This is a genomic window from Streptomyces sp. NPDC048338 (assembly GCF_043201055.1).
Classification (GTDB): domain Bacteria; phylum Actinomycetota; class Actinomycetes; order Streptomycetales; family Streptomycetaceae; genus Streptomyces.
The window spans coordinates 332,655-359,116 of record NZ_JBICYQ010000009.1; the positions used below are offsets into that span (position 1 = coordinate 332,655).

A 26,462-nucleotide genomic window follows, 5' to 3' on the forward strand; every position below is an offset into this window, starting at 1 on the left:
TACTCGGGCGACTCCGACAACGCCGCGAGACGCCGCAGCCGTCGTCGCGGGCCCGAGAAGATCGCCCGGACAGGACCTAGGGGACGCTCCCCGGTCCGCCGCCGAAGCGCGCCGCCAGGAACTCGTCGAACGTCACCCGGCCGACCGCCGACTCCGGGGCGAGGTGGCCGCCGTGCCGCAGACCCCGGTACGCCTTGCCCGCCAGCGGCACCTCCACCAGCCGCCGGGTCCGGCCGCTCGCCTTGAGGTACGCGGCCGCCAGATCCGGGAGGCTCAGGATCTCCGGACCGCCCATGTCCGCCACGCGTCCGAGCGGACCGCCGGCCGCGAGCTCCGCGAGGCGGGTCGCGGCCTCGGTGACCTCCAGCGGCTGGTCCCGCACCCCCTTGGGCAGCAGCATCACCGGCGGCTTGGCCAGGCCCTGCAGCAGCCGGAGGATCAGGTCGTGGAACTGGGTCGTGCGCAGGAGGGTCCAGCCGAGTCCGGACTGCTGGATCATCCGCTCCACGGCGTACTTCGCGCGGTAGTAGCGCAGCGGCACCCGGTCGACCCCGACGATCGAGATGTACACGAGGTGCGGTGCGCCGCCGGTCCGGTGCGCGGCCTGGATGAGCTGCCGCGCCGCCTCCTCGTCGCCCTTCACGATGTTCGTGCAGTGGACGACGGTGTCCACGCCGTCGAGCGCGCGGTCCACCAGGGGGCCGCCGCGCCGCAGGTCGACGGCGTACGGAGGGGAGTGGCGGCTCAGGACGCGCACCTCGTGCCCGTCCGCCCGCAGCCGCTCGCACACGGGGCGGCCCAGCGTGCCCGTCCCGCCGGTCACCAGGATCGTGGTCATGTCTCCAGCGTGAACGCCTTCGCCGCGGCCCGCACACGCGGGCCGCGGCGATCGCGGGGGAGGACCCGGCGGCGGCAAGGGCCGTGAGAACCGCCGCCGGGCGTTCTTCAGCGGGCCGGGCTCCCGGTGCGCCGGCGGTTCACCGGTGCACCGGGGCGGCCGGCGTCAGCAGGCGCCGAGGTCCTTCCAGACGCCCCAGTCACCGGTCGTGCCCGGCTCCTCGTTCTGGGTCCACCACTGGGCCTTCCACTTGTGGCCCTTGTGGGAGACCTCGGTGCCGCCGTTGTAGACCGTGCCGGCCACGTACGCCGGAGCCGTGCAGCTGCCGGTGGGCGGAGTGGTCGGCGGCGTCGTCGGCGGGGTGGTGGGAGGCGTGGTCGGCGCGGTGGGCGTCGGGGTCGGCGTCGAGCCGCCCGGCTCCACCGTCGTCGTGCCGCGCGCCAGGTCACCGGCGAGCGCGTAGGTGGTGCCGTTGACGGTCACCGTCCAGTTCGACGGCGTGGAGACGGGCAGGTAGTAGTTGAACGCCAGGTCCACCGTCGCGCCCGGGGCCAGCGACTGCCAGGCCGGGAGCTTCAGGGAGACCCGGTGGAAGTCGCCCTTCAGGCCGCCCACGTTGCTGCCCGTGTGGTCGCTGCTGATGACCTTCGTGCCGAAGCCGGACTGGTCGGAGGCGTTGCCCGGGGACGAGGTCGCGTAGTCGAACCGGAACTCCGTGCCGCCGGGCAGCGCGGTCTGCGTGTTGTTGGTGATCCGGATCTTCGGGGTGATCGGGTAGTTGGAGTCGCCGAGCTTGAACTCGGTGAACTCCACGCCCACGTTCACGGCCTGCGTCGGCAGCGTCGCGTCGGACTTCTTCGCGCCGTACGGGGTGGCCGCCCTGAACTTGTCGTACATCAGCGAGGTGAGCGTGGAGCCCATCTCGTACTGGCCCTTGGCCGCGTTCCAGGCGTAGTCGCCGGCCATCTCCCAGATCATCGTGCCGCCGATGCCGCGGTTCACCACGTAGTCGGCTTTCGCGGCGATCGACTGCTCGTCCTCCGTGGAGAGGAAGACCTTCTTCTGCGCGTTCCACAGCCACGGCGCGACCAGCGTCGCGTCGTACTTGCGGGCGTAGGTGCCGGTCAGCGTGGTGTTCGCGGGGAAGCCGTACCGGGTGACGTAGTCGCCGACGATCCCCTTCTCGAGGTTCTTGGCGTGCCACATCGGGTTGGAGCCCGCGGGGGACTCCACGCCGTTGGTGTCCTTGTCGTGCCAGAGGTTGTCGATGCCGACGGCGCCGTCACCGCACTTGGTCAGACCGGAGCCGGCCGGGCAGGTGGTCGCGGTGGCCTTGCCCCACAGGCCGTCCGTGCCGCCCTGCACGTTCTTGTGGCCGCGGGTGTAGTACGGCAGGCCGATGTTGATCCGGCCGGCCGGCATCGAGCCGCGGAAGTAGTGGTACGCCCAGTCGGTGTTCAGGTAGCCGATGCCGCCGTACTGCGAGGAGCCGTAGACGTTCGCGGCGGCCAGCTCGCCGTCCTTGCCGTCGTCGAAGAGCGAGGCGTTCGGCCCGACGTACTCGTTCCAGGCGCCGTGCAGGTCGTAGGACATGATGTTGACGTAGTCCAGATACTTCTGCATCTGGAAGGTCTCCATGCCGCGCAGCAGGTAGCCGGAGGAGGGCGCGGCGACGGTCAGCAGGTAGTGCTTCCCGTCGGCGGCGCCGGCCCGGTCGAGCTTCTCGCGCAGCGACTTCATCAGCACCGCGTAGCTCTGCACGAGGCCCGCGCGGCGGGCGTTGGCCAGCTGCCAGTCCAGCGGGTTGCCCGCGTCCTTCATCGTCGTCGGGTACTCGTAGTCGATGTCGACGCCGTTGAAGCCGTACTTCTTGATGAAGGCGACGGCCGAGTCCGCGAACGTGTCGATCCCGGCCTGGTTGACCGAACCGTCGGCGTTGGTGGCCATCGAGTAGAAGCCGCCGGAGTTCACCCGGGCGCCGTTGTCGTCGAAGTAGCCGCCGGTCTCCGCCCAGCCGCCGACCGAGATCAGCGTCTTCACGTCCGGGTGCTGCTTCTTGAATTTGTTCAGCAGGTTGAAGTGGCCCTTGTAGGCGAAGGCCGGGTCCATCTCCGCGCCGGCGACACCGGGCCAGGTCATCCCGGTGGCCGCGTTGTTCGGGCCGTCCGTGCCGACGGAGAGCTTGTTGTCGGAACCGATGTGGCCGAACGCGTAGTTGATGTGGGTGATCTTGTCCCACGGGATGTTGTTGGCCAGGTAGGCGGGCTCGCCGTTCTTGCCGGTGCGCCAGCCGGTGAAGTAGCCGATGACCCGGCGCTGGTGGTCGGCACCCATCTTCTCGCGGCCCTCGGCGTCGTAGACCGAGCAGTAGGGCACGTCGACGCCGGGGGTCTTGTACAACCCGTCGGGGCGACAGGACTCGTTGTCGGCCGCGTACGAGACGCCGCCGGAGAGCGAGCTGATCAGCAGCCCGGCGACGGCCGCGCCGGACGCGAGCAGCGAGGCTCTCGCCTTCGTGGGGGACAACACGATCGGTTTCCTCCTGAATGGGGGTACCACCACGCCCCCAGGGCGTAGGGGGAGTGGGCCGAACACAACGAACAAGGGGGTGGGTCGTGTTGGGCCCGTGGAGTGCGCACGCCGGCGGGCCGTACCTCGGAGGTGACACGGAGATTAAGAGGACTAGACCAGTGCGTCAATAGGTCTGGACCATTTGGCGTGGATGTGAGGTGCACACGGCATGTTGTGAGCCAGGCCACAGGGCCTCGCCCGCATGGCCGACGATCGTCCGTGGCACACTGGCCCTGTATCAGCAGCAGCGCACTCCGGGGTCGGTGTAATTCCGAACCGGCGGTATAGTCCGCGACCCGTCCGCAGCCAGCGGCCGGTTGACCAGGTGAGATTCCTGGACCGACGGTGAAAGTCCGGATGGGAGGCAGTGCGCGGCGGGCGACCCCTCACGGGGCCGTCGGCCGTATTCCGCTGGTCGCGACGGCCGGATCCTCCGGCCGGCAGCCGGTCTCGCCGGCGATCGCGGCGATCGGTGTACGCGCCCTCGGCGTTCCCGGTGCGAGGTGTCCCACCCGCTCTGTCGTCATCGACAGCCCCGGAGTCCGTGCCCGAAGAGGCAGGAGGACCCGGTGGCCGAGCAGGCCGAAGTGAACGCCATGCGCCGAGCCGTCGCGCTCGCCGCCCGCGGACTCGGCTCCACCAGCCCCAACCCGGTCGTCGGCTGCGTCATCCTCGACGCCTCCGGACACCAGGTCGGCGAGGGGTACCACCAGCGCGCCGGCGGACCCCACGCCGAGGTCCACGCCCTGCGCGCGGCCGGTGTCCTGGCCCGCGGCGGCACCGCGTACGTCACCCTCGAACCCTGCAACCACACGGGCCGCACCGGCCCCTGTGCCCAGGCCCTGATCGACGCCGGGATCGAACGCGTCGTGTACGCGGTCGCCGACCCGAACCCGCAGGCCACGGGTGGTGCGGACACCCTGCGCGCGGCCGGCGTCGAGGTCGTCGGGGGCCTGCTGGAGGACGAGGCCGAGGCGGGCAACATCGCCTGGCTCACCTCCGTGCGCCGCGGCCGGCCGTACGTCCTGTGGAAGTACGCCGCCACCCTCGACGGCCGGATCGCCGCCTCCGACGGCACCTCCCGCTGGATCTCCTCCGCCGAGTCCCGCGCCGACGTCCACCGGCTGCGCGCCGAGGCCGACGCCGTCGTGGTCGGCTCCGGCACCGCCCGCGCGGACGACCCCCACCTGGCCGTGCGCGACGTCGAGGGCGCCGTCCAGCCCCTGCGGGTCGTCGTCGACACCGAGGCGCGCGCCGTACGGCCCGGTGCCCGGATCCTCGACGACGCCGCCCCCACCCTGATCGCGATCGCCGAGGACGCCGACACCTCGCTGACCGACGTCGTGCGGCTGCCGCGGGCCGACCGCGGCCTGTCCGTGCCCGCCCTGCTCGCCGCCCTCCACGAGCGCGGCGTCCGCTCCGTGCTCCTCGAAGGCGGCCCGACGCTCGCCGCCGCCTTCGTCGCCGCGGGAGCCGTCGACCGGGTCGTCGGCTACCTCGCCCCGGTCCTCCTCGGCGCCGGCCCGAACGCCCTCGCCGACGCCGGAATCACCACCCTCGCCGACGCGTTGCGGCTCGATGTGACCGAGACCGTGCGCATCGGACCCGACCTGCGGATCACCGCCACCCCCGTCACCCCTGCCACTGCCAAGGAGCGCTGAGCGTGTTCACCGGAATCGTCGAAGAACTGGGTGAGGTCACCGCCGTCGAGCGGCTGGCGGACGCCTCCCGCTTCCGCCTGCGCGGCCCCCTGGTCACGGAAGGCGCCAAGCACGGCGACTCCATCGCCGTCAACGGTGTCTGTCTCACGGTCGTCGAGTTCGGCAACGGCGAGTTCACCGCCGACGTGATGGCCGAGACGCTTCTGCGTTCCTCGCTCGGCGCGCTCGAGGTCGGCTCCCGGGTCAACCTGGAGCGCCCGATGGCCGTCGGCGACCGCCTCGGCGGACACATCGTCCAGGGCCACGTCGACGGCACCGGCTCGATCCTCGACCGGACCCCGTCGGAGAACTGGGAGATCGTCAGGATCGCCCTGCCCGCGCACCTCTCCCGCTACGTCGTCGAGAAGGGCTCCATCACCGTCGACGGCGTCAGCCTCACCGTCGTCGAGGCCGCGGACGACTGGTTCAGCATCAGCCTCATCCCCACGACCCTCGCCCTGACCACGCTCGGCATCAAGCGGAGCGGTGACCCGGTCAACCTCGAGGTCGACGTCATCGCCAAGTACGTCGAGCGGCTGCTCGGCCCGAACGCACGGGAGAACGTCAAGTGAACTGGCTCAACTCCGAGGCGTTCACCGTCCTCGACCAGCACATCATGTGGTCCGACATGATCGGCAACACGATCGGTCTGATCGCCCTCGCGCTCGGCTGGCGCCGCTCCATCCTCACCTGGCCCGCCCAGCTGCTCTCCGGCGTGATCCTGGTCGGCGCCTACGCCTCCGCCCACCTCAGCGGCGGCGTCGGCAAGCAGCTCCTGGTCATCGGCGTCGCCGCCTGGGGCTGGTGGCAGTGGAACCGGGGCAGGCAGCAGGCCCAGGACGGCTCCATCGCCGTCCGCTTCGCCACCTGGAAGGAACGCGGACTGCTCCTGGCGGGCGCGGCCCTCGGCACCCTCGCCGTCGGCGGTCTGTTCACCCTCTACCCGTCGCTCTCCTGGAGCCCCTGGGCCGACGCGTACATCTTCGTCGGCACCCTCGTCGCGATGGTCGCCCAGGCCCGCGGCCTGGTCGAGTTCTGGTTCGCCTGGCTCCTGGTCGACCTGGTCGGCGTGCCCCTCGCCTTCAACAGCGGCCTGGCCTTCTCCGGCCTGGTCTACGTCATCTACTTCGCCCTCGTCATCTGGGGCATGCGCGACTGGTGGCTCCGGACGCGCACGACCTCCGCTCTGGAAGGAGCCACGGCATGAGCGCGCTTCCGCTCTGGGACGCCACCGACCTGTCCCTGGACCCCGTTGAGCAGGCCGTCCGCGACATCGCCGCGGGCCGCCCCGTCGTCGTCGTCGACGACGAGGACCGCGAGAACGAGGGCGACCTCGTCATCGCGGCCGAGAAGGCCACCCCCGAGGTCGTCGCCTTCATGATGAGCGAGTGCCGCGGCCTGATCTGCGCCCCCATGGAGGGCGACGAGCTGGAGCGCCTCGAGCTCCCGCAGATGGTCGAGCACAACACCGAGTCGATGCGCACGGCCTTCACCGTCTCCGTCGACGCGTCCACCGCCCACGGCGTCACCACCGGCATCTCCGCCGCCGACCGCGCCACCACCCTGCGCATGCTGGCGAGCGGCACCCACGAGGCGTCCGACTTCGTCCGGCCCGGCCACATCTTCCCGCTGCGCGCCAAGCCCGGCGGCGTGCTGGCCCGCAACGGCCACACCGAGGCCGCGGTCGACCTCGCCCGGCTCGCGGGCCTGCGCCCGGCCGGCGCCATCGTCGAGATCGCCGGCGAGGACGGCGTCATGCTGCGCCTGCCCGAACTGGTCCCGTTCGCCCGCAAGCACGGCCTGACGATCATCTCGATCGAGGACCTCATCGCCTACCGCCGCTCCTCCGAGCCGACGGTCCGCCGCGAGGCCGAGGTCCAGCTGCCCACCGCGCACGGCGAGTTCACCGCGTACGGCTACCGCTCCACCGTCGACGGCGTCGAGCACGTCGCCCTCGTCCACGGCGAGATCGGCGACGGGGAGGACGTCCTGGTCCGGGTCCACTCCGAGTGCCTGACCGGCGACATCTTCCACTCGCTGCGCTGCGACTGCGGCCCCCAGCTGGAGGCCTCCATGGACCGGATCACGGAGGCGGGCCGCGGCGTCGTCGTCTACCTGCGCGGTCACGAGGGCCGCGGCATCGGCCTGCTCTCCAAGCTGCGGGCCTACGAGCTCCAGGAGCGGGGCCGCGACACCCTCGACGCCAACCTGGAGCTGGGCCTGCCCGCCGACGCCCGCGACTACGCGGCCGGTGCGCAGATCCTCGGCGACCTCGGTGTCCGCAGCCTCCGGCTGATGACCAACAACCCCGACAAGATCGCCGCCCTCACCCGGTACGGCCTGAACGTCGAGGGCCGCGAGCCCATGCCGGTCCAGGCGGGCGAGCACAACCTCCGGTACCTGCGCACCAAGCGGGACCGGATGGGGCACGACCTGCCCTGGCTGGAGGCCGGCCCGGCGTCCACCTGCGGCAACCAGTAGCCCACCCCGCCCCAACCGCGGAGACCACTCCGCGCGCAGTACCCACCGAACAGCACACCAGGCACAGAGAAACCGAGCAGGGAGAGACATGAGCGGCAAGGGCGCACCCGTCCTCAGCGTGAAGAACTGCAGCGACCTCCGGGTCGCGGTCATCGCGGCGCAGTGGCACGAGAAGATCATGGACGGCCTCGTCGACGGCGCCCTGCGCGCCCTGAGCGAGCTCGGCATCGACGAGCCGACCCTGCTGCGCGTCCCCGGCAGCTTCGAGCTGCCCGTGGTGGCGAAGGTACTCGCCGGTCGCGGCTACGATGCCATCGTCGCGCTCGGCGTCGTCATCCGTGGCGGAACCCCGCACTTCGAGTACGTGTGCCAGGGCGTGACCAACGGCCTCACCCAGGTCTCGATCGACACCGGCGTACCCGTCGGCTTCGGCGTCCTGACCTGCGACACCGAGGAGCAGGCCCTGGACCGGGCCGGCCTCGAGGGTTCGAACGAGGACAAGGGCCACGAGGCCGTCACCGCCGCCGTCGCCACCGCGACGACGCTGCGCACGGTCAGCGAACCCTGGCGCTGAGCCCGCCCACCACCCGGCGGAGGCACTGCGCGCCCGCTCGGTAGCACCCCGTACTCTTAGGACCATCATGGCGAACAAAACCTTCGAAGAGCTCTTCGCCGAGCTCAAGCACAAGGCCGAGAACGGCGACCCGGCCACCTCCCGCACCGCGGAACTGGTGGACAAGGGAGTCCATGCCATCGGCAAGAAGGTCGTCGAGGAGGCCGCCGAGGTCTGGATGGCCGCCGAGTACGAGGGCAAGGAAGCCGCCGCAGAGGAGATCTCGCAGCTGCTGTACCACGTCCAGGTGATGATGGTCGCCCGCGGGATCTCGCTCGACGACGTCTACGCCCACCTCTGACGGGTCCGGCCCCGACGCCCACCGCACCACCTCCAGGCAACTCCCAGAAAAGGAAGCCCACCTCATGCTGCGCATCGCCGTCCCCAACAAGGGTTCCCTCTCCGGACCTGCGTCGGCCATGCTCCATGAGGCCGGCTACCGCCAGCGCAAGGAGTCCAAGGAGCTCGTCGTCATCGACCCGGAGAACGAGGTCGAGTTCTTCTACCTCCGGCCGAAGGACATCGCGATCTACGTCGCCTCCGGCAAGCTCGACATCGGCATCACCGGCCGCGACCTGCTCCTGGACTCCGGCGCGAACGCGGCCGAGATCCTCCCGCTGAACTTCGGCCGCTCCACTTTCCGCTACGCCACCCGGCCCGGCACCGCCCAGGGCCCGGAGGACTTCGGCGGGATGACGATCGCCACCTCCTACGAGGGCATCGTCGCCAAGCACCTCGCCGACCAGGGGATCGACGCCTCCGTCGTGCACCTCGACGGCGCCGTCGAGACCGCGATCCAGCTGGGCGTCGCCCAGATCATCGCGGACGTCGTCGAGACGGGCACCTCCCTGCGCAACGCCGGCCTGGAGGTCATCGGCGAGCCGATCCTCCGGTCCGAGGCCGTCGTCATCCGCCGCGAAGGCGCCGACGAGGACCACCCGCAGGTCCAGCAGTTCCTGCGCCGCCTGCAGGGCGTCCTGGTCGCCCGCTCGTACGTGATGATGGACTACGACTGCCGCGCCGAGCACCTGGAGCAGGCGGTCGCCCTCACCCCGGGCCTGGAGTCGCCCACGATCTCGCCCCTGCACAACGAGGGCTGGGTCGCCGTGCGTGCCATGGTCCCGGCCAAGGAGGCGCAGCGGATCATGGACGACCTGTACGAGCTCGGGGCCCGGGCCATCCTGACGACCGCCATCCACGCCTGCCGCCTCTGACCGGCGCCGCAGGCAGACCCCAGGCAACACGGCGCGAAGGAACCGAGCGATGTCCGACCCCACCCTGCCCGCCCTCCCGGTCACCTTCCGGCCGGGCCGCACCCGGGCGGTCCTGCTGACCGTCGGCGCGGCGATGTTCGCCGTCATCACCGCCGTGGCGCTGATGCTGGAGAAGCTCGGGCCGGGCGAGCGGGCCAGCTTCATCCTCACCGCGGCGCTGTTCCTCGGGGTCCTCGCGATGCTCAGCCGTCCCAAGGTCGTCGCGGACGACCACGGCGTCACGGTCGTCAACATCACCCGGACCCGCCGGCTGGCCTGGGCCGAGATCCTGCGGGTCAACCTCCGGCCCGGCGACCCCTGGGTCTTCCTGGACCTGAGCGACGGCACCAGCATGCCGGCCCTCGGCATCCAGCCCGGCATCGCCAAGGAGCAGGCCATCCGCGACGCCCGGGCGCTGCGCGCCCTGGCCGACAGCCACGGCACCGGGCCGGACACGCGCTGAGTCCCCCATACGGGGCCGACCCCCTGCCCAGGCGGCGGTCGGCGTGACTACTCTGGAGGCGGTGGTGCCGAGCGGCGCCACCGCCTCGCGCGTGCAGGGCCGCTGCCGCGGCCCGCGAGGCCACCCTGCGACCCGAGGAGTGACTCCCTCCAGCAATGGACGGATCGTCCGGTAGTACCTGCGCCGCCCCCTCCATGGAGGCGGCGGCATGATCATCCCTCTCCTGCTGCTCGCCGCAGCCCTCCTCCTGATCCTGGCCAACGGCTTCTTCGTGGCCGCCGAGTTCGGCCTCGTCACCGTCGAACGGGCCGAGGCCGAACGGGCCGCCGCCGACGGCGACCGACGAGCCCGTACGGTGGTCAAGGCGCTGCGCGAGCTGTCCTTCCAGCTCTCCGGCACCCAGCTGGGCATCACGATCACCTCCCTCGTCGTCGGCATGCTCGCCGAGCCCGCGCTGGCCGGCCTCCTCGACGGCCCCCTGACCGCCACCGGACTGCCCGAGGGCGCCGTCTCCGGGATCTCGGTGGTGATCGGCATGCTGCTCGCCTCCGCCGTCCAGATGGTGATCGGCGAGCTCGTCCCCAAGAACTGGGCGGTCTCCCGACCCCTCCAGGTGGCCCGCTTCGTGGCCGGCCCGCAGCACGTCTTCTCCGCCGCCTTCCGGCCGGTGATCGCGCTGCTCAACAGGGTCGCCAACCGGCTCGTCCGGCTCCTGGGCGTCGAGCCCGCGGAGGAGCTCGACTCCGTACGCACCCCCGGCGAGCTGGTCTCCCTCGCCCGCCACTCGGCGCTGGCCGGCACCCTCGAACAGGACACCGCCGACCTGTTCGTCCGCACGCTCACGCTGGGCGGCCTCACCGCCCAGCACGTGATGACCCCGCGCGTGAAGGTCAGCGCGCTGCAGTCGGACGCCACCGCGGCCGACGTCGTCAACCTCACCCGCGCCACCGGTCTGTCCCGCTTCCCGGTCTACCGCGAGCGCATCGACGAGATCGTCGGCATGGTCCACCTCAAGGACGCGCTCGCCGTGCCCCCGCACGAGCGGCTGCGCACGCCCGTGGGCCGGATCGCCGTCGCCCCGCTGCTGGTGCCCGAGACCCTGCCGGCCCAGGCGCTCCTGGAGCGGCTGCGGCGGGAGCAGCCGATCGCCGTCGTCGTCGACGAGTACGGCGGCACGGCCGGGGTCGTCACCCTGGAGGACATCGTGGAGGAGCTCGTCGGCGAGGTCCGCGACGAGCACGACGCCGCCGCCGACGAGCGGCCGGAACTGGCCGTCGTGGCCGCCGGCGAGGACGGCAACCCCGCCTGGGAGGCGGACGGCTCCTGCCGGGTGCACACCCTGCACCGGATAGGGCTCGACGTGCCCGACGGCCCGTACGAGACGGTCGCCGGGCTCGTCGCCGACCTCCTGGGCCGGATCCCCGCCCCCGGGGACCGCGCCGAACTCCCCGGCTGGCGGCTGTCGGTGCGGCAGGTCGACCGGTTCCGCGCCGAGCGGGTGCGGATCGTCCGGACGGCCGATCAGCCCCTCGTGCCGGAGGCGGTGCGATGAGTCTGCTCCAACTGCTGTTCGCGGCCCTGCTGGTGGTCGCCAACGGCTTCTTCGTGGGCGCCGAGTTCGCGCTCGTCTCCGTACGCCGCAGTCAGATCGAACCCCTCGGGGGGAAGCGGGCCCGCCAGGTGCTGCACGGTCTGGAGAACCTGCCGCAGATGATGGCGGCGGCCCAGTTCGGCATCACCGTGTGCTCGCTGACCCTGGGCGCGGTGGCCGAGCCGACCGTGGCCCGGCTGCTCGAACCCGTCTTCCACGCGCTGCGGGTGCCGGACGGCCTGATCCATCCGCTCGGGTACGTCGTCGCGCTCGCGGCGGTGGTCTTCCTGCACCTCGTCATCGGCGAGATGGTGCCGAAGAACCTCGCGATGGCGGCCCCGGAGCGGACCGCGTTGTGGCTGGGGCCGGGGCTGGTGGGCTTCGCCCGGCTGTGCCGGCCGGTGACCGCCGCCCTGGGCGCCTGCGCCCGCCTCGTGCTGCGCGCCTTCAAGGTCGAGCCGAAGGACGAGGTGGAGGCGGTGTTCACCAGTGCCCAACTCGGGCGTCTGGTCGAGGACGCGGGCCTGGCCGGACTGATCGGCCCGGTGGAGCAGGAGCGGCTGGAGGACGCCCTGGAACTGGGCAGCCGCCCGGTGACCGACGTCCTGATCGCCCCGGCGGAGCTGGTCACGGTCCCGCCGTCCGTCACTCCGCGGGAGATCGAGGAGCTCACCGTCCGCACGGGCTACTCGCGGTTCCCGGTGTGCGCCGGCGGACGCGGCGGCTACATGGGCTTCGTGCACGTCAAGGACGTCCTCGACCTGGAGGACCGGGAGCGGGCGGTGCCCCAGCACGTCTGGCGCCCGATGGCGACCGTACGGGCCGAGCTGCCGCTCGACGACGCCCTGACGGTGATGCGCCGCGCCGCCACCCACCTCGCCCGGGTCGTCGATGTCTCGGGCCGGGTGCTGGGCCTGGTGGCTCTGGAGGACGTCCTGGAGATGCTGGTGGGCGAGGTCCGCGACCCCGCGCACCGCGAGGATCCGCTGGTCGCGGTGCGGCCCGTGGGGGTCCAGCGCCCGGAGCGGTCGGCACGGCGCGCGGAGGATGCCCGAGGGCGGCCGCCGGCAGGGCTGTCGACCGCGGACGGTGCGCCCTCCGAGGCCGAGGTGCTGACCGGCTGACCCCGGAGGGTGCCGTCGCCGGCCGAGGGCCCGACGGGCGCGGGCCGGCGAACGGGCCGCCGGGGCTCTCGTGACGACCGACGGCTTTCCGGTCGCACGGGCCCCGGCCGGACCGTCCTCAGAGGCTGCGCGCGGTGATGTCGCCGTGGGAGGTCGTCGCGCGGATGTCGAGCGCGGCGGTGCCGTCGCTCTTGAGGGCGTTGGCGACGCGGCCGTAGCCGGTGCCGGCGTCCAGCGCGGCCGAGACGCCCGCGGCGGCGGCCACCGTGATGTCGCCGGACTCGGTGCGGAGCACGACCGTGCCGCCGACGGCCTCGGCGATCCGGATGTCGCCGCGCGAGGTGGTGATCTCGGAGGGGCCGCCCAGCCGGCCGACCTCGACGTCGCCGTCGACCGCGGTGAGGCGGACGCTCGCGGCCTCGTCGATCCTGATCCGGCGGTACGCGCCCTCGAAGGCGACGTCGCCGAGGCGGCCGACGCCGTGGAGCTCCGCCGCGGCGGCCTTGGCCTCGACGCGGGAGCCGGCGGGCAGCCGGACGGTGACCTCCAGGGATCCGGTGGCACCGACGAGCCGCTTCTCGGAGGCGGGGGTGTGGATCCGCAGGACTCCGTCGGCGTAGGCGATGGTGGTCCGCTCGGCGCTCGTGACGTCGGCGCTCTTGGAGGGGTCGGCGGGCAGGACCTCGACGGTGGTGTCGGCGCGGTCGTCGGCGACGATGCGGACCCGGCCGGCGGGGATGTCCAGGACGGCGGAGATCGGGGCGGTGGTGTCGAACTTCTGCATCGTGCTCTCCTGTGCTCGCTCGTTGTTTCTGACATTGGAAAAGCTACGTTGCTTTCTAGTTCTTGGCAACATGCTCGTTGCGTAGAATCCGGATAACGCCAGCTAGAGGCAAGGATTCTGTTGCAACGGCTCTGCTCGTAATGCAACGCAACAGGGTCGATCATTGCAATGAGTGAGAAGTGAACGCTATAGTGGGTCCAGGCGACACCACGAACGAGCACCAGGGAGACCGCGATGCCGGGAGGCAGGCTCACTCAGCAGGAACGTCAGCAGATCGCGCTGGGGCTGGCGGACAGCCTTCCCTACGCCGAGATCGCGAGACGTCTCGATCGTCCGACCTCGACGATCACGCGTGAGGTCATGCGCAACGGCGGCCCCACCGGCTACCGCTCCGACCTGGCCCACCGCGCCACCGAGCGGCGCGCCCACCGTCGCCGGTCCGCGCCCGCCCGAGGGCCGGAGTCGGCCCCCCTGCCGCACGGACGCGAGGCCGAGGCCGTGGCGGAGTACGAGGAGACGCTCACCACCGTCCTCATGAGCTCGGGCGTGCCCAAGATGGCGGCGCGGGTGCTGACGAGCCTGTTCACCGCCGACGCGGGCAGCCTCACCGCCTCCGAGCTCACCCAGAAGCTCCAGGTCAGCCCGGCGTCGATCTCCAAGGCGATCGCCTTCCTGGAGAGCCAGAGCCTCGTCCGCCGGGAGCGCGACGAACGGCGTCGCGACCGCTACGTCGTCGACGACGAACTCTTCTTCCAGGCGACCATCGCCAGCGCCCGGGCCAACGACGAGCTCGTGAAGACAGCACGGCTGGGCGTCGCCGTACTCGGCCCCCAGACCCCTGCCGCCAACCGGCTGGAGAACATCGCCCGCTTCCTCGACTTCATCAGCGAGAGCATCACCCGGGCCGCCGAGCAGGCCCGCGAGGTCCTCCACACCAAGCCCGTCCCGGCCCCGGACGACGCCCCCGCGGATCCCGCCGGGGCCTGAGCCCTGCGGGGACCCGGCCCCGGACCGTGCGCCCCGCGGCGGACGGGGCGGCCCTGCTCCCCTCCGTGTGGTCTCGGAAGCACGGCGCGTTCGGCGCGGCCGCCCCTGCTCAGCCGCGCCATGCGGCCAGCGCCGCGGTCACCGCGGCGGCGAGGGTGAGCACGGCCGCGAACGCGCAGGCCGCCTGCCGGAGGGCGGCGGGGTAGCCGGCGCCCTCGATGCGCGCGAGCTTCCCCGCGCCCGCGCCGGCCAGCAGGGCGATGACGACGACGAGTGCGGCGGCGAGCAGGGCGACGAAGGTGGTCACGGCGATCTCCCCGTATCGGGTGGGTGTGGACGTGACCGAACTTTCCGGAATCGGCGTTCGCCGGGGTTCACCGGAACGAAGATGGACGAAGGTGAACACGGCTCGGGGGACGGTCAGGTGCGCGGGGACGAACGGACGGCGCGGAGCGCGGCGTTGCGGGAACTGCACGAACGACTCGAGGACGGGCGGGCCCGCAGCCGGCTGACCTTGGACCAGCTCGTCGTCCGGGCGGAGCGCGGCCGCACGACGGTGTGGAAGGCGTTCCGCGAGGTGCCGTCGGCCGAGACCGTCGCCGCCCTGGCCCGCGTGCTGAGGCTGCCCGCCGACGAGCTGCTGGCGCTGCGCCGCGCCGCGGCCGGGGAGGACGTCCGGGAGGAGCCCGGGCCGGGTATGCCGATCGGCGACTGCGATCCCCACGCGCTGGAGGTCCACCCGGCGGGGCCGGACCGGGAGCGGTGCGCGCTGCCGGGCTACGTCCGCCGGGCGCACGACGCGGCGCTGGACCGGGTGGTCCAGGACGCGATCGGGGGACACAGCCGGATGGCGGTCCTGGTCGGTACGTCCTCGACGGGGAAGACACGGGCGTGCTGGGAGGCGGTCCAGCCTCTCGCCGCGCACGGGTGGCGGTTGTGGCATCCCTTCGACCCGACCAGGGCGGCGGCCGCCCTCGACGCCGTGCACCGGCTCCGCCCACGGACGGTGGTGTGGCTGAACGAGGCCCAGCACTATCTGGGCGACACCCGGCTCGGCGAGGAGATCGCCGCTTCGATCCACACCGTGCTCACCGACCCCGAACGCGCGCCGGTCCTCGTGCTGGCCACCCTGTGGCCGGTGTACGAGCGTGCGTACCGGGCGGCGCCCACGCCCGGAGGGCCGGATCCGCACACCCGGGCCCGTGAACTCCTGGCCGGCCGTACGGTCACCGTGCCGCCCCGCTTCGACGCGCAGGCGTTGAGCGACGCCCATGCCCTGGCCGAGGCGGGCGACCGGCTGTTGAGCGACGCCCTCGTCCGAGTCTCCGACACCGGGGAACTCACCCAGGACCTCGCGGGCGCTCCGGAACTCCTCGACGCCTTCGAGCACGGCACCCCGGCCGCCCGCGCGCTGCTGGAGGCCGCGATGGACGCCCGCCGCCTCGGCGTCGGCCTGCATCTTCCCCGTGCCTTCCTCACCGAGGCCGCCCTCGACTACCTCGCGGACAGCGACGACGACCTTCTCGCGGAGGGCTGGGACGACGCCGCCTACGCCGAACTCGGCCGGCACGTCCACGGAAGGCAGGCACCCCTGCGGCGGGTCCCCGTCCGCCCCCGCCTCCGTCCCCCGGGCGCCGCCGTGGACCCCGGCGCCGGGTCCAGCCCGCCGGCGGGATCCGTGTACCGGCTCGCCGACTACCTGGAGCAGCACGGCCGCAGCGTCCGGCGGCCGCTCTGTCCCCCCGCGTCCTTCTGGCACGCCACCCACGCCCACCTCAGCCACCCCGACGAGCTCGACCGCCTCGCCCAGGCGGCCGGGGCCCGTCACCGCCTCCAGTGGGCGCACCACCTCAGCCGCTCGGCAGCCGAGCGCGGCAGCGCCTCCGCCCTCGTCCGCCTGGCGCAGGCGTGCGCGGAGGCGGGGGATCACACGGCGGCCGAGGCACTGGCCCGCCGGGCCGCCGGAGGGGGCCGGGCCGAAGCCCTGGTCGAACTGGCCACGATCCGCGCGCGCGACGGCGACGCGGGAGGCGCCGAGGCCCTGCTCGGCGCAGCCGTACGGTCCGGATCGGCCATGGCCCGTGTGGATCTGATGCTGAGACGGGAGGCGGCCGGCGACGAGGAGGGCGCGGAAGCCGAGGCCCGCCGCGCAGCCGAGGCCGGGAACGTCCGCCCACTCCTCCTCCTCGCCCGCGTGCGGGCGAAGACCGGAGGCAGGGAGAGTGCCGAACCGCTGTTCCTGGAGGCGGCAGCCCTGGGCGACCGGAGCAATGCCCCCGCATACCTGGCCCGTGTGCGCTTTCGGGCCGGGGACCAGGAGGGCGCCGAAGCCGTCATCCGGGAGTCCGCGGAAGCGGGAGACCCGCACGCCATGTGCACCCTGGGCGAGCTGCGTGAGCGGGCCGGGGACCGGAAGGGAGCCGAGGAACTTCTCCAGCGCGCCGCCGCCGCGGGCGACCTCACCGCCGTCGGGCACCTGGCTCTGATACGCGAGCGCGCCGGGGACCGGGAGGGCGCCGAGGAGCTCGCGTTCCGTGCCGGCCGGCACGCGCTTCTCCGTCTGACGGAGACCCGGGAGGAGGCCGGTGACCGGACGGGCGCGGAGGCCGTGGCCCACCGAGCCGCACGAGCGGGGCACACGTACGTGTACGTCCTCCTGGCCGGGATGCGGGAGAAGGCCGGGGACCACCAGGGTGCCGACGCCCTCGCTCGCGAGGCCGTGCTCGCCGGCCACACCAGGGATCTCGTCGCGCTCTTCGACACCTGGCACAGGAGCCCGGAACGCGTGGAAGGAGCCCTCCACGAGGCCGCCGCCGCCGGCGACTACGGCGCCCTCAGCCACCTGGCCCTGATGCGTGCGCGGGCCGGGGACCGGGAGGAGGCGGCGACCCTGGCCCGCCGGGCGGTGGACACCGGTGACGGCGCCGTCGGCGACTTCTGGGGGAAGATCCGCAGGGATCTCTGGCCCCACGGGCTGGATCCCGAGGGGACGCCCACCGCACCCTGGTCCGCGACGAGCGCCTGACAGGTCCGGGGTGCGGCACCGGAAAGCGCCGGAGCCCCGCCCGGGCCCGCTCCGGCCCGCCCCGGCCCGCCGTCAGGGCCCCGTCGGATCCTGCCGGCCCCGGGCGGACGGTCCCCGCCCCGACAGGACCTCCCCGTACGCCTGCATGAGGTCGGCGAGCCGCAGCGTGGCCAGATCGTCCCGGGTGGGCGTGCCGGGGTAGCCGGCGAGCCGCAGATCGCGGTACGCGCAGGACTTCTCGTACAGGGTGCGCAGGAAGCGGCCGTTGCCCAGCTCGTCGATCCAGCCCTGGTCGACGACGTGCCCGCTGATCGAGCGGAGCTCGTCCAGCGCCTCCTCGTCCCAGCGGTCGCCGTTCGCCGCCGCCAGCACCTCGCCGATCGCGGTGAGTTCGAGCGGCCGGTAGGAGGGGAAGTCCACCCGCGTGGTGAAGCGTGAGGAGAGTCCCGGATTGGTGGCGAGCAGCCGGTCCATCCCCTCCGGGTAGCCGGCCAGGATCACCACCAGGTGGTCGCGGTTGTCCTCGGCGCGCTTGAGGAGGACCTGGAGGGCCTCGTCGCCGTAGGCGTCGCCCTTGCTGTAGCCGGTGTTGGACAGCGAGTACGCCTCGTCCACGAAGAGGACTCCGCCGATCGCCGAGTCGATCAGCTCGTTCGCCTTGACCGCGGTCTGCCCGAGGAACTCGCCCACCAGATCGGCCCGTTGGGCCTCCACCAGATGATCGCCGCCGAGCAGGCCGAGTGCGTAGAAGACCCGGCCCAGGATCCGGGCCACGGTGGTCTTCCCGGTGCCGGAGGGGCCGGAGAAGACGAAGTGCCGTTTCGGCGGCTGGACGGGCAGTCCCTGCCCCGCCCGTAACCGGGCCATCTCCAGCTGCGCCGAAAGCGCCTTGACCTGCCGTTTCACCGGCTCCATCCCGACCATGCGCTCCAGCTCGGCCAGCGCCTCGGCCAGCAGGACCGGGTCCGTGGGGCTGGCGGGGAAGCGCGGCGGCGCGGGCTGGACCGGGAGCACCGCCTTCTGCCGTACGGAGTCCGGGGGCTCGGGGGATGTGCCCGAGGCTGCCGGAGGCGCCGGGTCCGGGCCCAGGCGCAGTCCGTCGGAGGCGGGCCCCTCGGCGTCGCCCTGCGCCGCCTCGACGGTGTCCTGGCCGAGTCCGCCCAGGGTGACGGCGGCGAGCCCGGCGGTCTCGTCCGGCCCGAAGCCGTCGTACTCGGCGATCGCCGCGAGCCGGGCCGCCGTGTCCATGAAGGCCGGATCGATCCGGTGCACCGCCCGGTAGAGGGGGAGTGCGGCGGCACTGCGCCCGGTGCCCTCGTGCGCCCGGGCCAGCCAGTACCGCAGTTCCTTGCGCTGGGGCTGCTCGCTGCGGCAGCGCATCAGGGCCGCCGAGAGCAGCGGTTCGGCCTGCCCGTACATCTCCAGCCGGACCCGGGCCATCCCGCCGAAGAGGCCGGACTCGATGCCCAGCAGCGGGTCGTTCACCAGGGGCTCGGTGTGCCGGACCAGCTGGTCCCAGTCCTTGACCAGGTACGACCGGCAGGCGTGCAGGAAGCGGACCTGCGGGTCGGTGTCGATCGGCGGCAGTCCGGCCAACGCCCGGTCGAGCTCCGGCACATGGCGTCCGTCGAGCCAGTGCGAGGCGTGCGCGAGCAGCAGGTCGCGGGTGCTCTCGAGGACGGGCTGGACCCACCAGCCCAGCCAGTACCAGGAGTTCAGGGTCCGGCGGTGCCGGGCGCGCTGCTCGCCGAAGCGGTCGCGGTTGCGGTACATCCGCAGCAGCGCCGTCGTGGTGTCCACCCGGAGCGCGTGCAGACCGAGCCAGCCGTCCGCCATGCCGGGGTCGATGCGTACCGCGGTCCGGAACTCCTCCTCGGCCTGCGGATAGGCGCCCATCGTGTAGGCGTCGACTCCCCGCAGCCAGGCGAGCTCGGCCGGGGCATGTCCGCCCTGCGTGCCGATGTCCATCGGGTCCCCCACAAAACGTGTCCCCGTAGTTGTCCCGGGGGGCGGGCGCCCGCCGGACTCCGTACACAACCGCGTTCCCACGGACGGGATTTGACCGCACCGAGGGCATCGTACCTGCGCAGAGGGGGCGCGACGAAGGAGAAGTGCATGATCCGGCGGCGATAACCCTGGGTGAGCATCGGGGTTCGCGGCGGCGCGGAGAAGGGGCGGATCGGGGCAGAACGAAGCCCCCGATCACGGGGGAACAACCGGGGGCTTCGCGTCCGCGGCGGCTCCGTAAAGCCGCACATTGAGAACGTAAGACCTGTACGGCCCTTGGGTCAAGCAGAGTTGAGGCACTTGCGGGCGTCGAGTTCCGGCCCGTCAGTGAGGTGGCAGCGAACGATCACGGTGGGTGACGAGGAGGTCCGAGTGTGGTGCCACAGCGGGCCCTGGAAGCCACTCGTATCCCTCCTGGCACTCACGTATCAGGGCGTCGGCGAAGGGGCGCGAGGGGTCGGCCGCGAAATGGCGCGACTCGGCCACCGTCCAGCCGTCCCAGAAGGCGGACTGGGCCGGTCCGTCGCGCCGCCGGCCGCGTGCCCACGACTCCCCGGCGTCCCGCTCCATCCACAGCAGCGCCGCCAGGTGCGGGCGCAGCGTCCGCCGGCCCGCACCGACGCCCTCGACGAGGACGACCGGCGCCGGGGGGAGGGCGCGAGGCGGCCCGAAGACCCGGAGATTCCAGTCGTACGGGTGGTAGCGCGCGGCCTCGCCCCGGGAGAGCGGGCCGATCACCTGCTCCCGCATCCGCCCCGTCCACGCGAACAGCTCCGCGTGGGTGGCGAGGTCGTCGAGATGGAGGACCGGGGCGGCCAGCAGGTGGGCGAGCCGGCCGGCGAAGGTGGACTTCCCCGAGCCGGCGTGACCGTCGACCGCGACCAGCCGTACCGGCCCGCAGGACGGCGGCAGGCGGCGCAGCGCGTCGGCGGCGCGGTCGAGGTGGTTCATGGAGGCAAGGGTAGGTGACCGTCCCTCTGCGGCGGTCGCCGCAGGTCAGCCGCGTACGAGTGCCAGTGGTCGAGACCAATATTGGTCCGGCGACGCGGGCCGAATCGCTGGCAGAAGCCCGCCGGGAACCGCGATAGTGGTCCCCGCCCGGCACGCACCGCACCGCACGAACGCGCCCAGCGCCCCCGTGCACCCACGCACCCGCCCGCCCGACAGGTCCCGGCCGCTCCTCCCTCGGCGCATCGCGCCGCCCGGGGCGTTCGTGGTACCCGCCCGCCTCTGCCGTTCTCCGACTGGGGGTCACCGCCCATGACCAGCTCCACCCCGCGCAGAACCGTCCTCGCCGCCGCCCTCGCGGCCGCCGCGGGCACCGCCGCGGCCACCGCGCCGCCGGCAGCCGCCACGGACCGGGCCGCCGCGGAGTCCGCCGTGGACCCGGCGGCCGACCCCGCCGCGCCCCGCCTCGTGGACAACCGCTTCTGGACCTCCTACACCGACTGGCGCTGCGGCGGCTCCCACGGCACCCGGGCGATCGCGGGCCACCGCCCGGGCCTCGTCATCGGCACGCCGGCCGGCCGCACCGACTACGCCGACCCGCACACCGGGACGACCTCCACCTGGGAGTACGCGAGCTGGACCTCCCCGGTGCACACCTCCCGCGTCCCGGCCACCGAGGTCATCGCCTCCTGGAACGCCGACACCCCGGCCGGCACCTGGATCCAGATCGAACTGTCCGGCACCTACCACGACGGGACCGCCACGCCCTGGTTCGTGATGGGCCGCTGGGCCGCGGGTGACACCGACATCCGGCGTACCTCCGTCGACGACCAGAGCGACGGCCGCAGCTCGATCTGGACCGACACCTTCTCCGTCGACGACGCGTCGAGCGGGCTGCGCCTGGTCTCCTACCGGCTGCGCCTGACGCTGTACCGCACCCCGGGCACCGACCTGACGCCGACGGTCTGGCGGCTGGGCGCGATGGCCTCCGACATCCCCGACCGGTTCGAGGTCCCGGCCTCGGCGCCCGGCCTCGCCCGCGAGCTGACCGTCCCGCGCTACTCGCAGAACGTCCACGTCGGCCAGTACCCCGAGTACGACAACGGCGGCGAGGCGTGGTGCAGCCCGACCTCCTCGCAGATGATCATCGAGTACTGGGGGCGCCGGCCCGGCCCCGAGGCGCTCGCCTGGGTCGACCCGGCCTTCGGCGACCCCCAGGTGTGCCACGCGGCGCGCTTCACCTTCGACTACCAGTACGAGGGCTGCGGGAACTGGCCCTTCAACGCGGCCTACGCGGCCACCTACCAGGACATGAACGCGGTCGTCACCCGCCTCGGCTCGCTGACCGACCTGGAGACCCTGGTCCGGGCGGGCATCCCGGCCATAACGTCGCAGTCCTTCCGCAAGGAGGAGCTGACCGGGGCCGGGTACGGCACCTCCGGTCACCTGATGACCGTGATCGGCTTCACCGCGGAGGGCGACGTGATCGCCAACGACCCGGCCTCGCCCGGCAACGAGGCCGTGCGCCGGGTCTACCGGCGCCGCGAGTGGGAGAACATCTGGCTGCGGACGAAGCGGTACAACGCGAGCGGCAAAGTGGTCTCCGGCACAGGGGGTGTCTGCTACCTCTACTTCCCGGACCGGCCGACGCCCGCCCAGCGCAAGGCATTGGCGGCCGTCGGCGTCCGCTGACGCGTGCGGGCGGCCGCGGTGCCGTGAGGAACGTCTCCACCCCGCGCCGCCCTCCTCGGGCAGGGTGGTGGCCATGACCGCCACCACCCACTCCGCCGCCCGCACCCGCGCCCGCACGGGTGGCCCGAAGGACAACGGCCCCCAGGTGCTCGAACACGTGCTGGGCTGGACCCTGGTCGTGCTCCTCGCCGTGCTCGTCACCCGCGCCGGACTGATGTGACCCCGGGGCGGGCCTCCCCGGCGCCCGCCCCCTCCCGGCGCCTGCCCCGCCCGCCCCGCCACCCGCCCCCCGTCACTGCCGCCCCCGCAGCGGCGGCCGTCACAGGCGCCCGCTGCGGCCGGTCCACGGCAGGCGTGTGACCCGCACCCGCCGAACGGGCATACTCCCCGCGCCACAGCCGCCGGTCCGCCTCTCCCGCGATCCGTCGGAGGCAGCATCGGCGCAGAGCCGAGTACCGGCGACGCCCGCCCCACCCCGGCGCGCGCCGCCGCAGCGCCCGACAGGGAGGAGTGCGCCGCCATGCCCGACCGTGCCGCCCAGACCGTGGAACGCCTGCTGCCCACCGAGGAGGCCGGGGAGCTGCTCGCCCTGGTCCGCGACATCGCGGTGCGGGAGATCGCTCCCGCCGCCGCCGAGGAGGAGGCCGCCGGACGTTTCCCCCGCGAGGTGTTCACGCTCCTCTCCGAGTCCGGCCTGCTGGGCCTGGTGTACGACGCCGAGTACGGCGGCGGGGGCCAGCCGTACGAGGTGTACCTCCAGGTGCTCGAGGAACTCGCCGCCGCCCGGCTCACCGTGGGCCTCGGGGTCAGCGTCCACACCCTGTCCTGCCACGCCCTCGCGAACTTCGGCACCGCCGAGCAGCGGACCGCCCACCTCCCCGCGATGCTCGGCGGCGGGCTGCTCGGCGCGTACTGCCTCTCCGAGCCCGCCTCCGGATCGGACGCCGCCTCGCTGCGGACCAGGGCCGTCCGGGACGGCGACGACTGGGTGATCACCGGTACCAAGGCGTGGATCACCCACGGAGGGATCGCCGACTTCCTCACGGTGATGGCCCGCACCGGCGGCGAGGGGGCCCGGGGGATCACCGCGTTCCTGGTGCCCGGGGACGCGCCGGGCGTCGATGCCGCCCCTCCCGAGCGCAAGATGGGTCTGAAGGGCTCGCCCACCGCCCAGCTGCACTTCGACGGAGTGCGGGTCCCGGACGCGCGAAGGATCGGCGAGGAGGGGCAGGGCTTCGCGATCGCGCTCTCCGCCCTCGACTCGGGCCGCCTCGGCATCGCGGCCTGCGCCGTGGGGGTCGCGCAGGCGGCGCTGGACGAGGCCGTCGCGTACGCGCGGGAGAGGCGCCAGTTCGGCCGGCCGATCGCGGACTTCCAGGGGCTCCGCTTCCTGCTCGCCGACATGGCGACCCGGATCGCGGCCGGGCGGGCGCTGTACCTGGAGGCGGCGCGGATGCGGGACGCGGGGCGCCCCTTCGCGCGGCAGGCGGCCATGGCGAAGCTCTTCTGCACGGACGCGGCGATGCAGGTGACCACGGACGCCGTGCAGGTGCTGGGCGGCTACGGCTACACCGCGGACTTCCCGGTCGAGCGCTACATGCGCGAGGCGAAGGTGCTCCAGATCGTGGAGGGCACCAACCAGATCCAGCGGATGGTCATCGCACGTCACCTCGCCGGACCAGAGTCCCGCTGACGCCGCTGACCCGTACGGTGCGGTTCGCCCACACCGGAGCCGCGGCGAGCCGGTTCCATTCCTGGTCGCTGCGGCCGGGCAGGGTCCGGCCATGGCTGGCCCAGTGCCGGACGAGCGCGCGGTAGATGGGCGGGTCGGCGTACGCGGAGTTCGCTTCGGCCTGCTGCGGAACCGATTCTTCGACGCCCGGGTCGACCAGGCGCCTCCGTCCGTAGCCGCTCGGGGTGGTGTAAAGCGAGGTCATGCCCGGCTCAACGCGGCCCGGGGGGAAGGGGTCACCGCCGCGGGGATTCGCGCGCGAGTTCGCGGGGTTCCCCCGCGCCGGTGACATCCGGCGGGCCCGGCCCGCTCCCCGGGAGCGGTGCCTGCACGGCTCTGGTCTCCCGAGCAGTTTCTGACGTACCGTCAATTCCCGCTCGCCGACCAGGAGGTCCGCCGTGTCCGACGACCGGCCCGTCGCGCTCGACGAATACCCCGTGCACCAGGCCCCGCTCTCGATGAAGCACCACGTGAGCGGCGACCGCAACGCCTACGACCGCTGCATCTTCCACGTCTTCGACCACCGGGGCCGTGCCCTGCTCATCGCCGGCCTCGGCGTCTACCCCAACGCCGGGATCGTCGACGCCTACGCCACCCTCCGCGTCGGCGACCGGCTGCACGCCGTCCGCGCCTCCGACGCCCTCGGCGACGACCGCACGGACCTCGCCGTCGGGCCGCTGCGCATCACCGTCGACGAACCCCTCAGGACCCTCACCCTGCACTGCGACCCCGACCCGGACGACCCCGACGGGCTCTCCTTCGACGTCACCTGGACCGGTGACTTCCCCGCCGTCTGGGAGCCGCACCACACCCAGCGCCGCGGCGGCCGGCTCGTCCTCGAAGGCCGCCGCTTCGTCCAGGCGGGCCACTGCACGGGCACCGTGCGGGCCGGGGGCGAGGAGTTCGCCGTCACGCCGGGGGACTGGACCGGCACGCGCGACCGCAGCTGGGGCGTACGGCCCCTCCCGGGCGAGGAACCCGGCCGCGCCGACGAGTTCCGGCCGGAGGGGTTCCACTGGCTCTGGATCCCGATGCGCTTCGAGGACCGCTTCCTGATGGTGATCGCCCAGGAGGACGCCGACGGCTACCGCACGCTGAACGAGGCGGTCCTCGTCCGCGACGGGCGGCGCGACGTCCAACTCGGCTGGCCCCGCACGGAGATCGTCTACCGGCCCGGCACCCGGCACCCCGAGCGCGCCGTCGTCCACCTCACCGACCCCGCGGGGAAGCCCCTGGAGATCGGCGTCGAGATCCTGGCCTCCTCGCCGCTCGCGATCGGCGCCGGCTACCCGCCCGCCACCGACTGGCAGCACGGCACCTGGCAGGGCCGCCACTGGACCGACCGGCGGGTCTACGACCTCTCGGACCCGGCCGCCCACCCCATGGCCGCCTTCGGGGTCACCGACCACGCGGCCCGCTTCACGCTGGACGGCCGCACCGGTCACGGGATCTTCGAGCACGGCTCCTTCGGACGCCACGACCCGAGCGGCTTCGCCGACCACTCCTCCGTCGCCCGGTAGGAAGGGGCAGTCATGGCCACGGCACCGCGACCCCGCACCACCACCCGTGACCCCGAAGAGCTCGGCCGGCGACTCGCCGGCTGGCTCGACGGCCGCCTCCCCGGCGCCGGAGTCGGCGGACTCGCCGTCCCCGGCTCCAACGGCATGTCGAGCGAGACGCTCCTCTTCGACCTCGACCACCCCGACGCCCCGGCACGCGGCTGCGCCCTGCGGCTGGCCGCCGACCCCTCCGCGTACACGATCTTCCCCGTGTACGACATGGAGCGGCAGCACCGGGTGATGAGCCTGGTCGGCGAGCACACCGACCTTCCGGTCCCGCGCGTGCTCTGGCTGGAGCCCGACCCCGGGCCGCTCGGGGCGCCCTTCTTCGTGATGGAGCGCGCCGAGGGCCGCGTGCCGCCGGACGTCATGCCCTACACGTACGAGGGCAACTGGCTGCACGCCGCCACCCCGGCCGAACGCGCCCTGCTGGAGGCCGAGTCCGTCTCCGTACTCGCCCGCCTGCACGACCAGTTCCCCGCGAAGGAGGCGGAGTTCCTCCTCCCGGACGGCGTGGGCAGCCCGCTGCGGCGCCATGTCGACGCCCAGCGCGCCTACTACGCCTGGGTGGTGGACGGCCTCGCGCCCTCGCCGCTCATCGAGTCCGCCTTCGCCTGGCTGGAGGACCACTGGCCGGACGACGAGGGCCCGGCCGTCCTGAACTGGGGCGACGCGCGCATCGGCAACATCGTGTACGACGGGTTCCGGCCCGCGGCCGTGCTCGACTGGGAGATGGCGGCCCTGGCCCCGCGCGAGGTCGACCTCGGCTGGACCGTCTACCTGCACCGCTTCTTCCAGGACCTGACGGTGGGCTTCGGCCAGTCCGGCCTGCCGGACTTCCTGCGCCGGGACGCGGTCGAGCGGCGCTACGCCGGACTCACCGGCCACACGCCGCGCGACATGGACTTCCACACCCTCTACGCGGCGCTGCGGCACGCGATCGTGATGCTCAGGGTCGCGTACCGCCAGGCGCACTTCGGAGAGGTCCGTGTGCCGGAGCGCACCGAGGACGTGGACGGTCTGATCCTGCACCACGCCACGCTCGCGGCGATGGTGCGGGGAAGCTACTGGTGAACGACGGGCGCGGGCGTCGC

At 73.1% G+C, this 26,462-nt stretch carries 24 protein-coding genes and 1 riboswitch; of the genes, 17 read left to right on the forward strand and 7 right to left on the reverse strand.

Translation table 11 applies throughout. The features are described 5' to 3' along the window. Window positions 1–76 precede the first annotated feature (76 nt). Both ACGFZF_RS22665 and ACGFZF_RS22670 read right to left on the reverse strand, forming a co-directional pair. Entirely contained in the window at window positions 77–838 is a 762-nt protein-coding gene (locus ACGFZF_RS22665; RefSeq protein WP_393556682.1) for an SDR family oxidoreductase, read from the reverse strand. 165 nt (window positions 839–1,003) lie between these two features. Beyond that, the gene (locus tag ACGFZF_RS22670) at window positions 1,004–3,367 is read right to left on the reverse strand and encodes a chitinase C-terminal domain-containing protein (RefSeq protein WP_393556684.1); all 2,364 of its coding nucleotides are present in this window, start codon (window positions 3,365–3,367) and stop codon (window positions 1,004–1,006) included. Window positions 3,368–3,654: 287 nt separating this feature from the next. Further along, window positions 3,655–3,784: riboswitch (FMN riboswitch) on the forward strand. A 221-nt stretch (window positions 3,785–4,005) separates the two neighbouring features. Here ACGFZF_RS22670 and ribD point away from each other — a divergent pair. The 10 genes from ribD to ACGFZF_RS22720 all read left to right on the forward strand — a co-directional run bounded on the left by ribD (window position 4,006) and on the right by ACGFZF_RS22720 (window position 12,634). Beyond that, window positions 4,006–5,070, forward strand: a complete 1,065-nt coding sequence (gene ribD, locus ACGFZF_RS22675; RefSeq protein WP_393556769.1) for a bifunctional diaminohydroxyphosphoribosylaminopyrimidine deaminase/5-amino-6-(5-phosphoribosylamino)uracil reductase RibD — start codon at window positions 4,006–4,008, stop codon at window positions 5,068–5,070. A 2-nt stretch (window positions 5,071–5,072) separates the two neighbouring features. Further along, window positions 5,073–5,681 (forward strand): riboflavin synthase, encoded by a 609-nt coding sequence (locus ACGFZF_RS22680; protein ID WP_393556686.1) that lies wholly within the window; start codon window positions 5,073–5,075, stop codon window positions 5,679–5,681. Window positions 5,682–5,725: 44 nt separating this feature from the next. Continuing rightward, window positions 5,726–6,316 carry a nicotinamide riboside transporter PnuC gene (locus tag ACGFZF_RS22685; RefSeq protein ID WP_393556771.1) on the forward strand — a complete coding sequence of 197 codons (591 nt, stop codon included), beginning with the start codon at window positions 5,726–5,728 and terminating at the stop codon, window positions 6,314–6,316. After that, window positions 6,313–7,590, forward strand: coding sequence for a bifunctional 3,4-dihydroxy-2-butanone-4-phosphate synthase/GTP cyclohydrolase II (locus ACGFZF_RS22690; protein ID WP_393556688.1), 1,278 nt, complete (start codon window positions 6,313–6,315; stop codon window positions 7,588–7,590). Before ACGFZF_RS22685 ends, ACGFZF_RS22690 begins: the two co-directional genes overlap by 4 nt. 88 nt (window positions 7,591–7,678) lie before the next feature. Then, a complete protein-coding gene (ribH, locus tag ACGFZF_RS22695) occupies window positions 7,679–8,164 on the forward strand; it encodes a 6,7-dimethyl-8-ribityllumazine synthase (protein ID WP_147977061.1) in 486 nt (161 codons plus the stop codon). A gap of 67 nt (window positions 8,165–8,231) precedes the next feature. Next, a complete protein-coding gene (locus ACGFZF_RS22700; RefSeq protein WP_147977060.1) occupies window positions 8,232–8,504 on the forward strand; it encodes a phosphoribosyl-ATP diphosphatase in 273 nt (90 codons plus the stop codon). A gap of 64 nt (window positions 8,505–8,568) precedes the next feature. After that, window positions 8,569–9,417, forward strand: a complete 849-nt coding sequence (gene hisG / locus ACGFZF_RS22705) for an ATP phosphoribosyltransferase (protein ID WP_147977059.1) — start codon at window positions 8,569–8,571, stop codon at window positions 9,415–9,417. Between the two features lie 49 nt (window positions 9,418–9,466). Beyond that, window positions 9,467–9,919 carry a PH domain-containing protein gene (locus tag ACGFZF_RS22710; protein WP_393556692.1) on the forward strand — a complete coding sequence of 151 codons (453 nt, stop codon included), beginning with the start codon at window positions 9,467–9,469 and terminating at the stop codon, window positions 9,917–9,919. 208 nt (window positions 9,920–10,127) lie between these two features. Beyond that, window positions 10,128–11,471: a hemolysin family protein gene (locus ACGFZF_RS22715; protein WP_393556694.1), complete on the forward strand. Its 1,344-nt coding sequence runs from the start codon at window positions 10,128–10,130 to the stop codon at window positions 11,469–11,471. Next, window positions 11,468–12,634 (forward strand): hemolysin family protein, encoded by a 1,167-nt coding sequence (locus ACGFZF_RS22720; RefSeq protein ID WP_393556696.1) that lies wholly within the window; start codon window positions 11,468–11,470, stop codon window positions 12,632–12,634. Before ACGFZF_RS22715 ends, ACGFZF_RS22720 begins: the two co-directional genes overlap by 4 nt. A 118-nt stretch (window positions 12,635–12,752) precedes the next feature. Here the strand turns inward: ACGFZF_RS22720 and ACGFZF_RS22725 are convergent, their stop codons facing one another. Further along, the gene (locus tag ACGFZF_RS22725) at window positions 12,753–13,418 is read right to left on the reverse strand and encodes a DUF4097 family beta strand repeat-containing protein (RefSeq protein ID WP_393556698.1); all 666 of its coding nucleotides are present in this window, start codon (window positions 13,416–13,418) and stop codon (window positions 12,753–12,755) included. A 234-nt stretch (window positions 13,419–13,652) separates the two neighbouring features. Here ACGFZF_RS22725 and ACGFZF_RS22730 point away from each other — a divergent pair, with 234 nt between their 5' ends. Next, window positions 13,653–14,405, forward strand: coding sequence for a helix-turn-helix domain-containing protein (locus ACGFZF_RS22730; RefSeq protein ID WP_393556700.1), 753 nt, complete (start codon window positions 13,653–13,655; stop codon window positions 14,403–14,405). A gap of 109 nt (window positions 14,406–14,514) precedes the next feature. Here the strand turns inward: ACGFZF_RS22730 and ACGFZF_RS22735 are convergent, their stop codons facing one another. Then, the gene (locus ACGFZF_RS22735) at window positions 14,515–14,712 is read right to left on the reverse strand and encodes a hypothetical protein (protein WP_393556702.1); all 198 of its coding nucleotides are present in this window, start codon (window positions 14,710–14,712) and stop codon (window positions 14,515–14,517) included. Between the two features lie 81 nt (window positions 14,713–14,793). On the opposite strand from ACGFZF_RS22735, the gene ACGFZF_RS22740 reads away from it, so the two are divergent. Then, the gene (locus ACGFZF_RS22740; RefSeq protein ID WP_393556704.1) at window positions 14,794–17,430 is read left to right on the forward strand and encodes a hypothetical protein; all 2,637 of its coding nucleotides are present in this window, start codon (window positions 14,794–14,796) and stop codon (window positions 17,428–17,430) included. Between the two features lie 72 nt (window positions 17,431–17,502). Here the strand turns inward: ACGFZF_RS22740 and ACGFZF_RS22745 are convergent, their stop codons facing one another. Further along, window positions 17,503–19,398, reverse strand: coding sequence for an AAA family ATPase (locus ACGFZF_RS22745; protein WP_393556706.1), 1,896 nt, complete (start codon window positions 19,396–19,398; stop codon window positions 17,503–17,505). 363 nt (window positions 19,399–19,761) lie between these two features. Next, entirely contained in the window at window positions 19,762–20,388 is a 627-nt protein-coding gene (locus ACGFZF_RS22750) for a uridine kinase (RefSeq protein ID WP_393556708.1), read from the reverse strand. A gap of 309 nt (window positions 20,389–20,697) precedes the next feature. Between ACGFZF_RS22750 and ACGFZF_RS22755 the strand changes: the two genes are divergently transcribed. The 3 genes from ACGFZF_RS22755 to ACGFZF_RS22765 all read left to right on the forward strand — a co-directional run bounded on the left by ACGFZF_RS22755 (window position 20,698) and on the right by ACGFZF_RS22765 (window position 23,770). Next, window positions 20,698–22,077, forward strand: a complete 1,380-nt coding sequence (locus ACGFZF_RS22755; protein WP_393556710.1) for a peptidase C39 family protein — start codon at window positions 20,698–20,700, stop codon at window positions 22,075–22,077. A gap of 73 nt (window positions 22,078–22,150) precedes the next feature. Further along, window positions 22,151–22,297: an SCO1431 family membrane protein gene (locus ACGFZF_RS22760; protein WP_393556712.1), complete on the forward strand. Its 147-nt coding sequence runs from the start codon at window positions 22,151–22,153 to the stop codon at window positions 22,295–22,297. 300 nt (window positions 22,298–22,597) lie between these two features. Further along, window positions 22,598–23,770 carry an acyl-CoA dehydrogenase family protein gene (locus tag ACGFZF_RS22765; protein WP_393556715.1) on the forward strand — a complete coding sequence of 391 codons (1,173 nt, stop codon included), beginning with the start codon at window positions 22,598–22,600 and terminating at the stop codon, window positions 23,768–23,770. Here ACGFZF_RS22765 and ACGFZF_RS22770 read toward each other — a convergent pair. Further along, a complete protein-coding gene (locus ACGFZF_RS22770) occupies window positions 23,733–24,014 on the reverse strand; it encodes a hypothetical protein (RefSeq protein ID WP_356600786.1) in 282 nt (93 codons plus the stop codon). The genes ACGFZF_RS22765 and ACGFZF_RS22770 overlap by 38 nt on opposite strands. Before the next feature lie 193 nt (window positions 24,015–24,207). Between ACGFZF_RS22770 and ACGFZF_RS22775 the strand changes: the two genes are divergently transcribed. Both ACGFZF_RS22775 and ACGFZF_RS22780 read left to right on the forward strand, forming a co-directional pair. Beyond that, complete coding sequence (locus tag ACGFZF_RS22775; protein ID WP_393556717.1) at window positions 24,208–25,329, forward strand: hypothetical protein; 1,122 nt, start codon at window positions 24,208–24,210, stop codon at window positions 25,327–25,329. 12 nt (window positions 25,330–25,341) lie between these two features. Further along, entirely contained in the window at window positions 25,342–26,442 is a 1,101-nt protein-coding gene (locus ACGFZF_RS22780) for a phosphotransferase family protein (protein ID WP_393556719.1), read from the forward strand. Window positions 26,443–26,462: the final 20 nt, after the last annotated feature.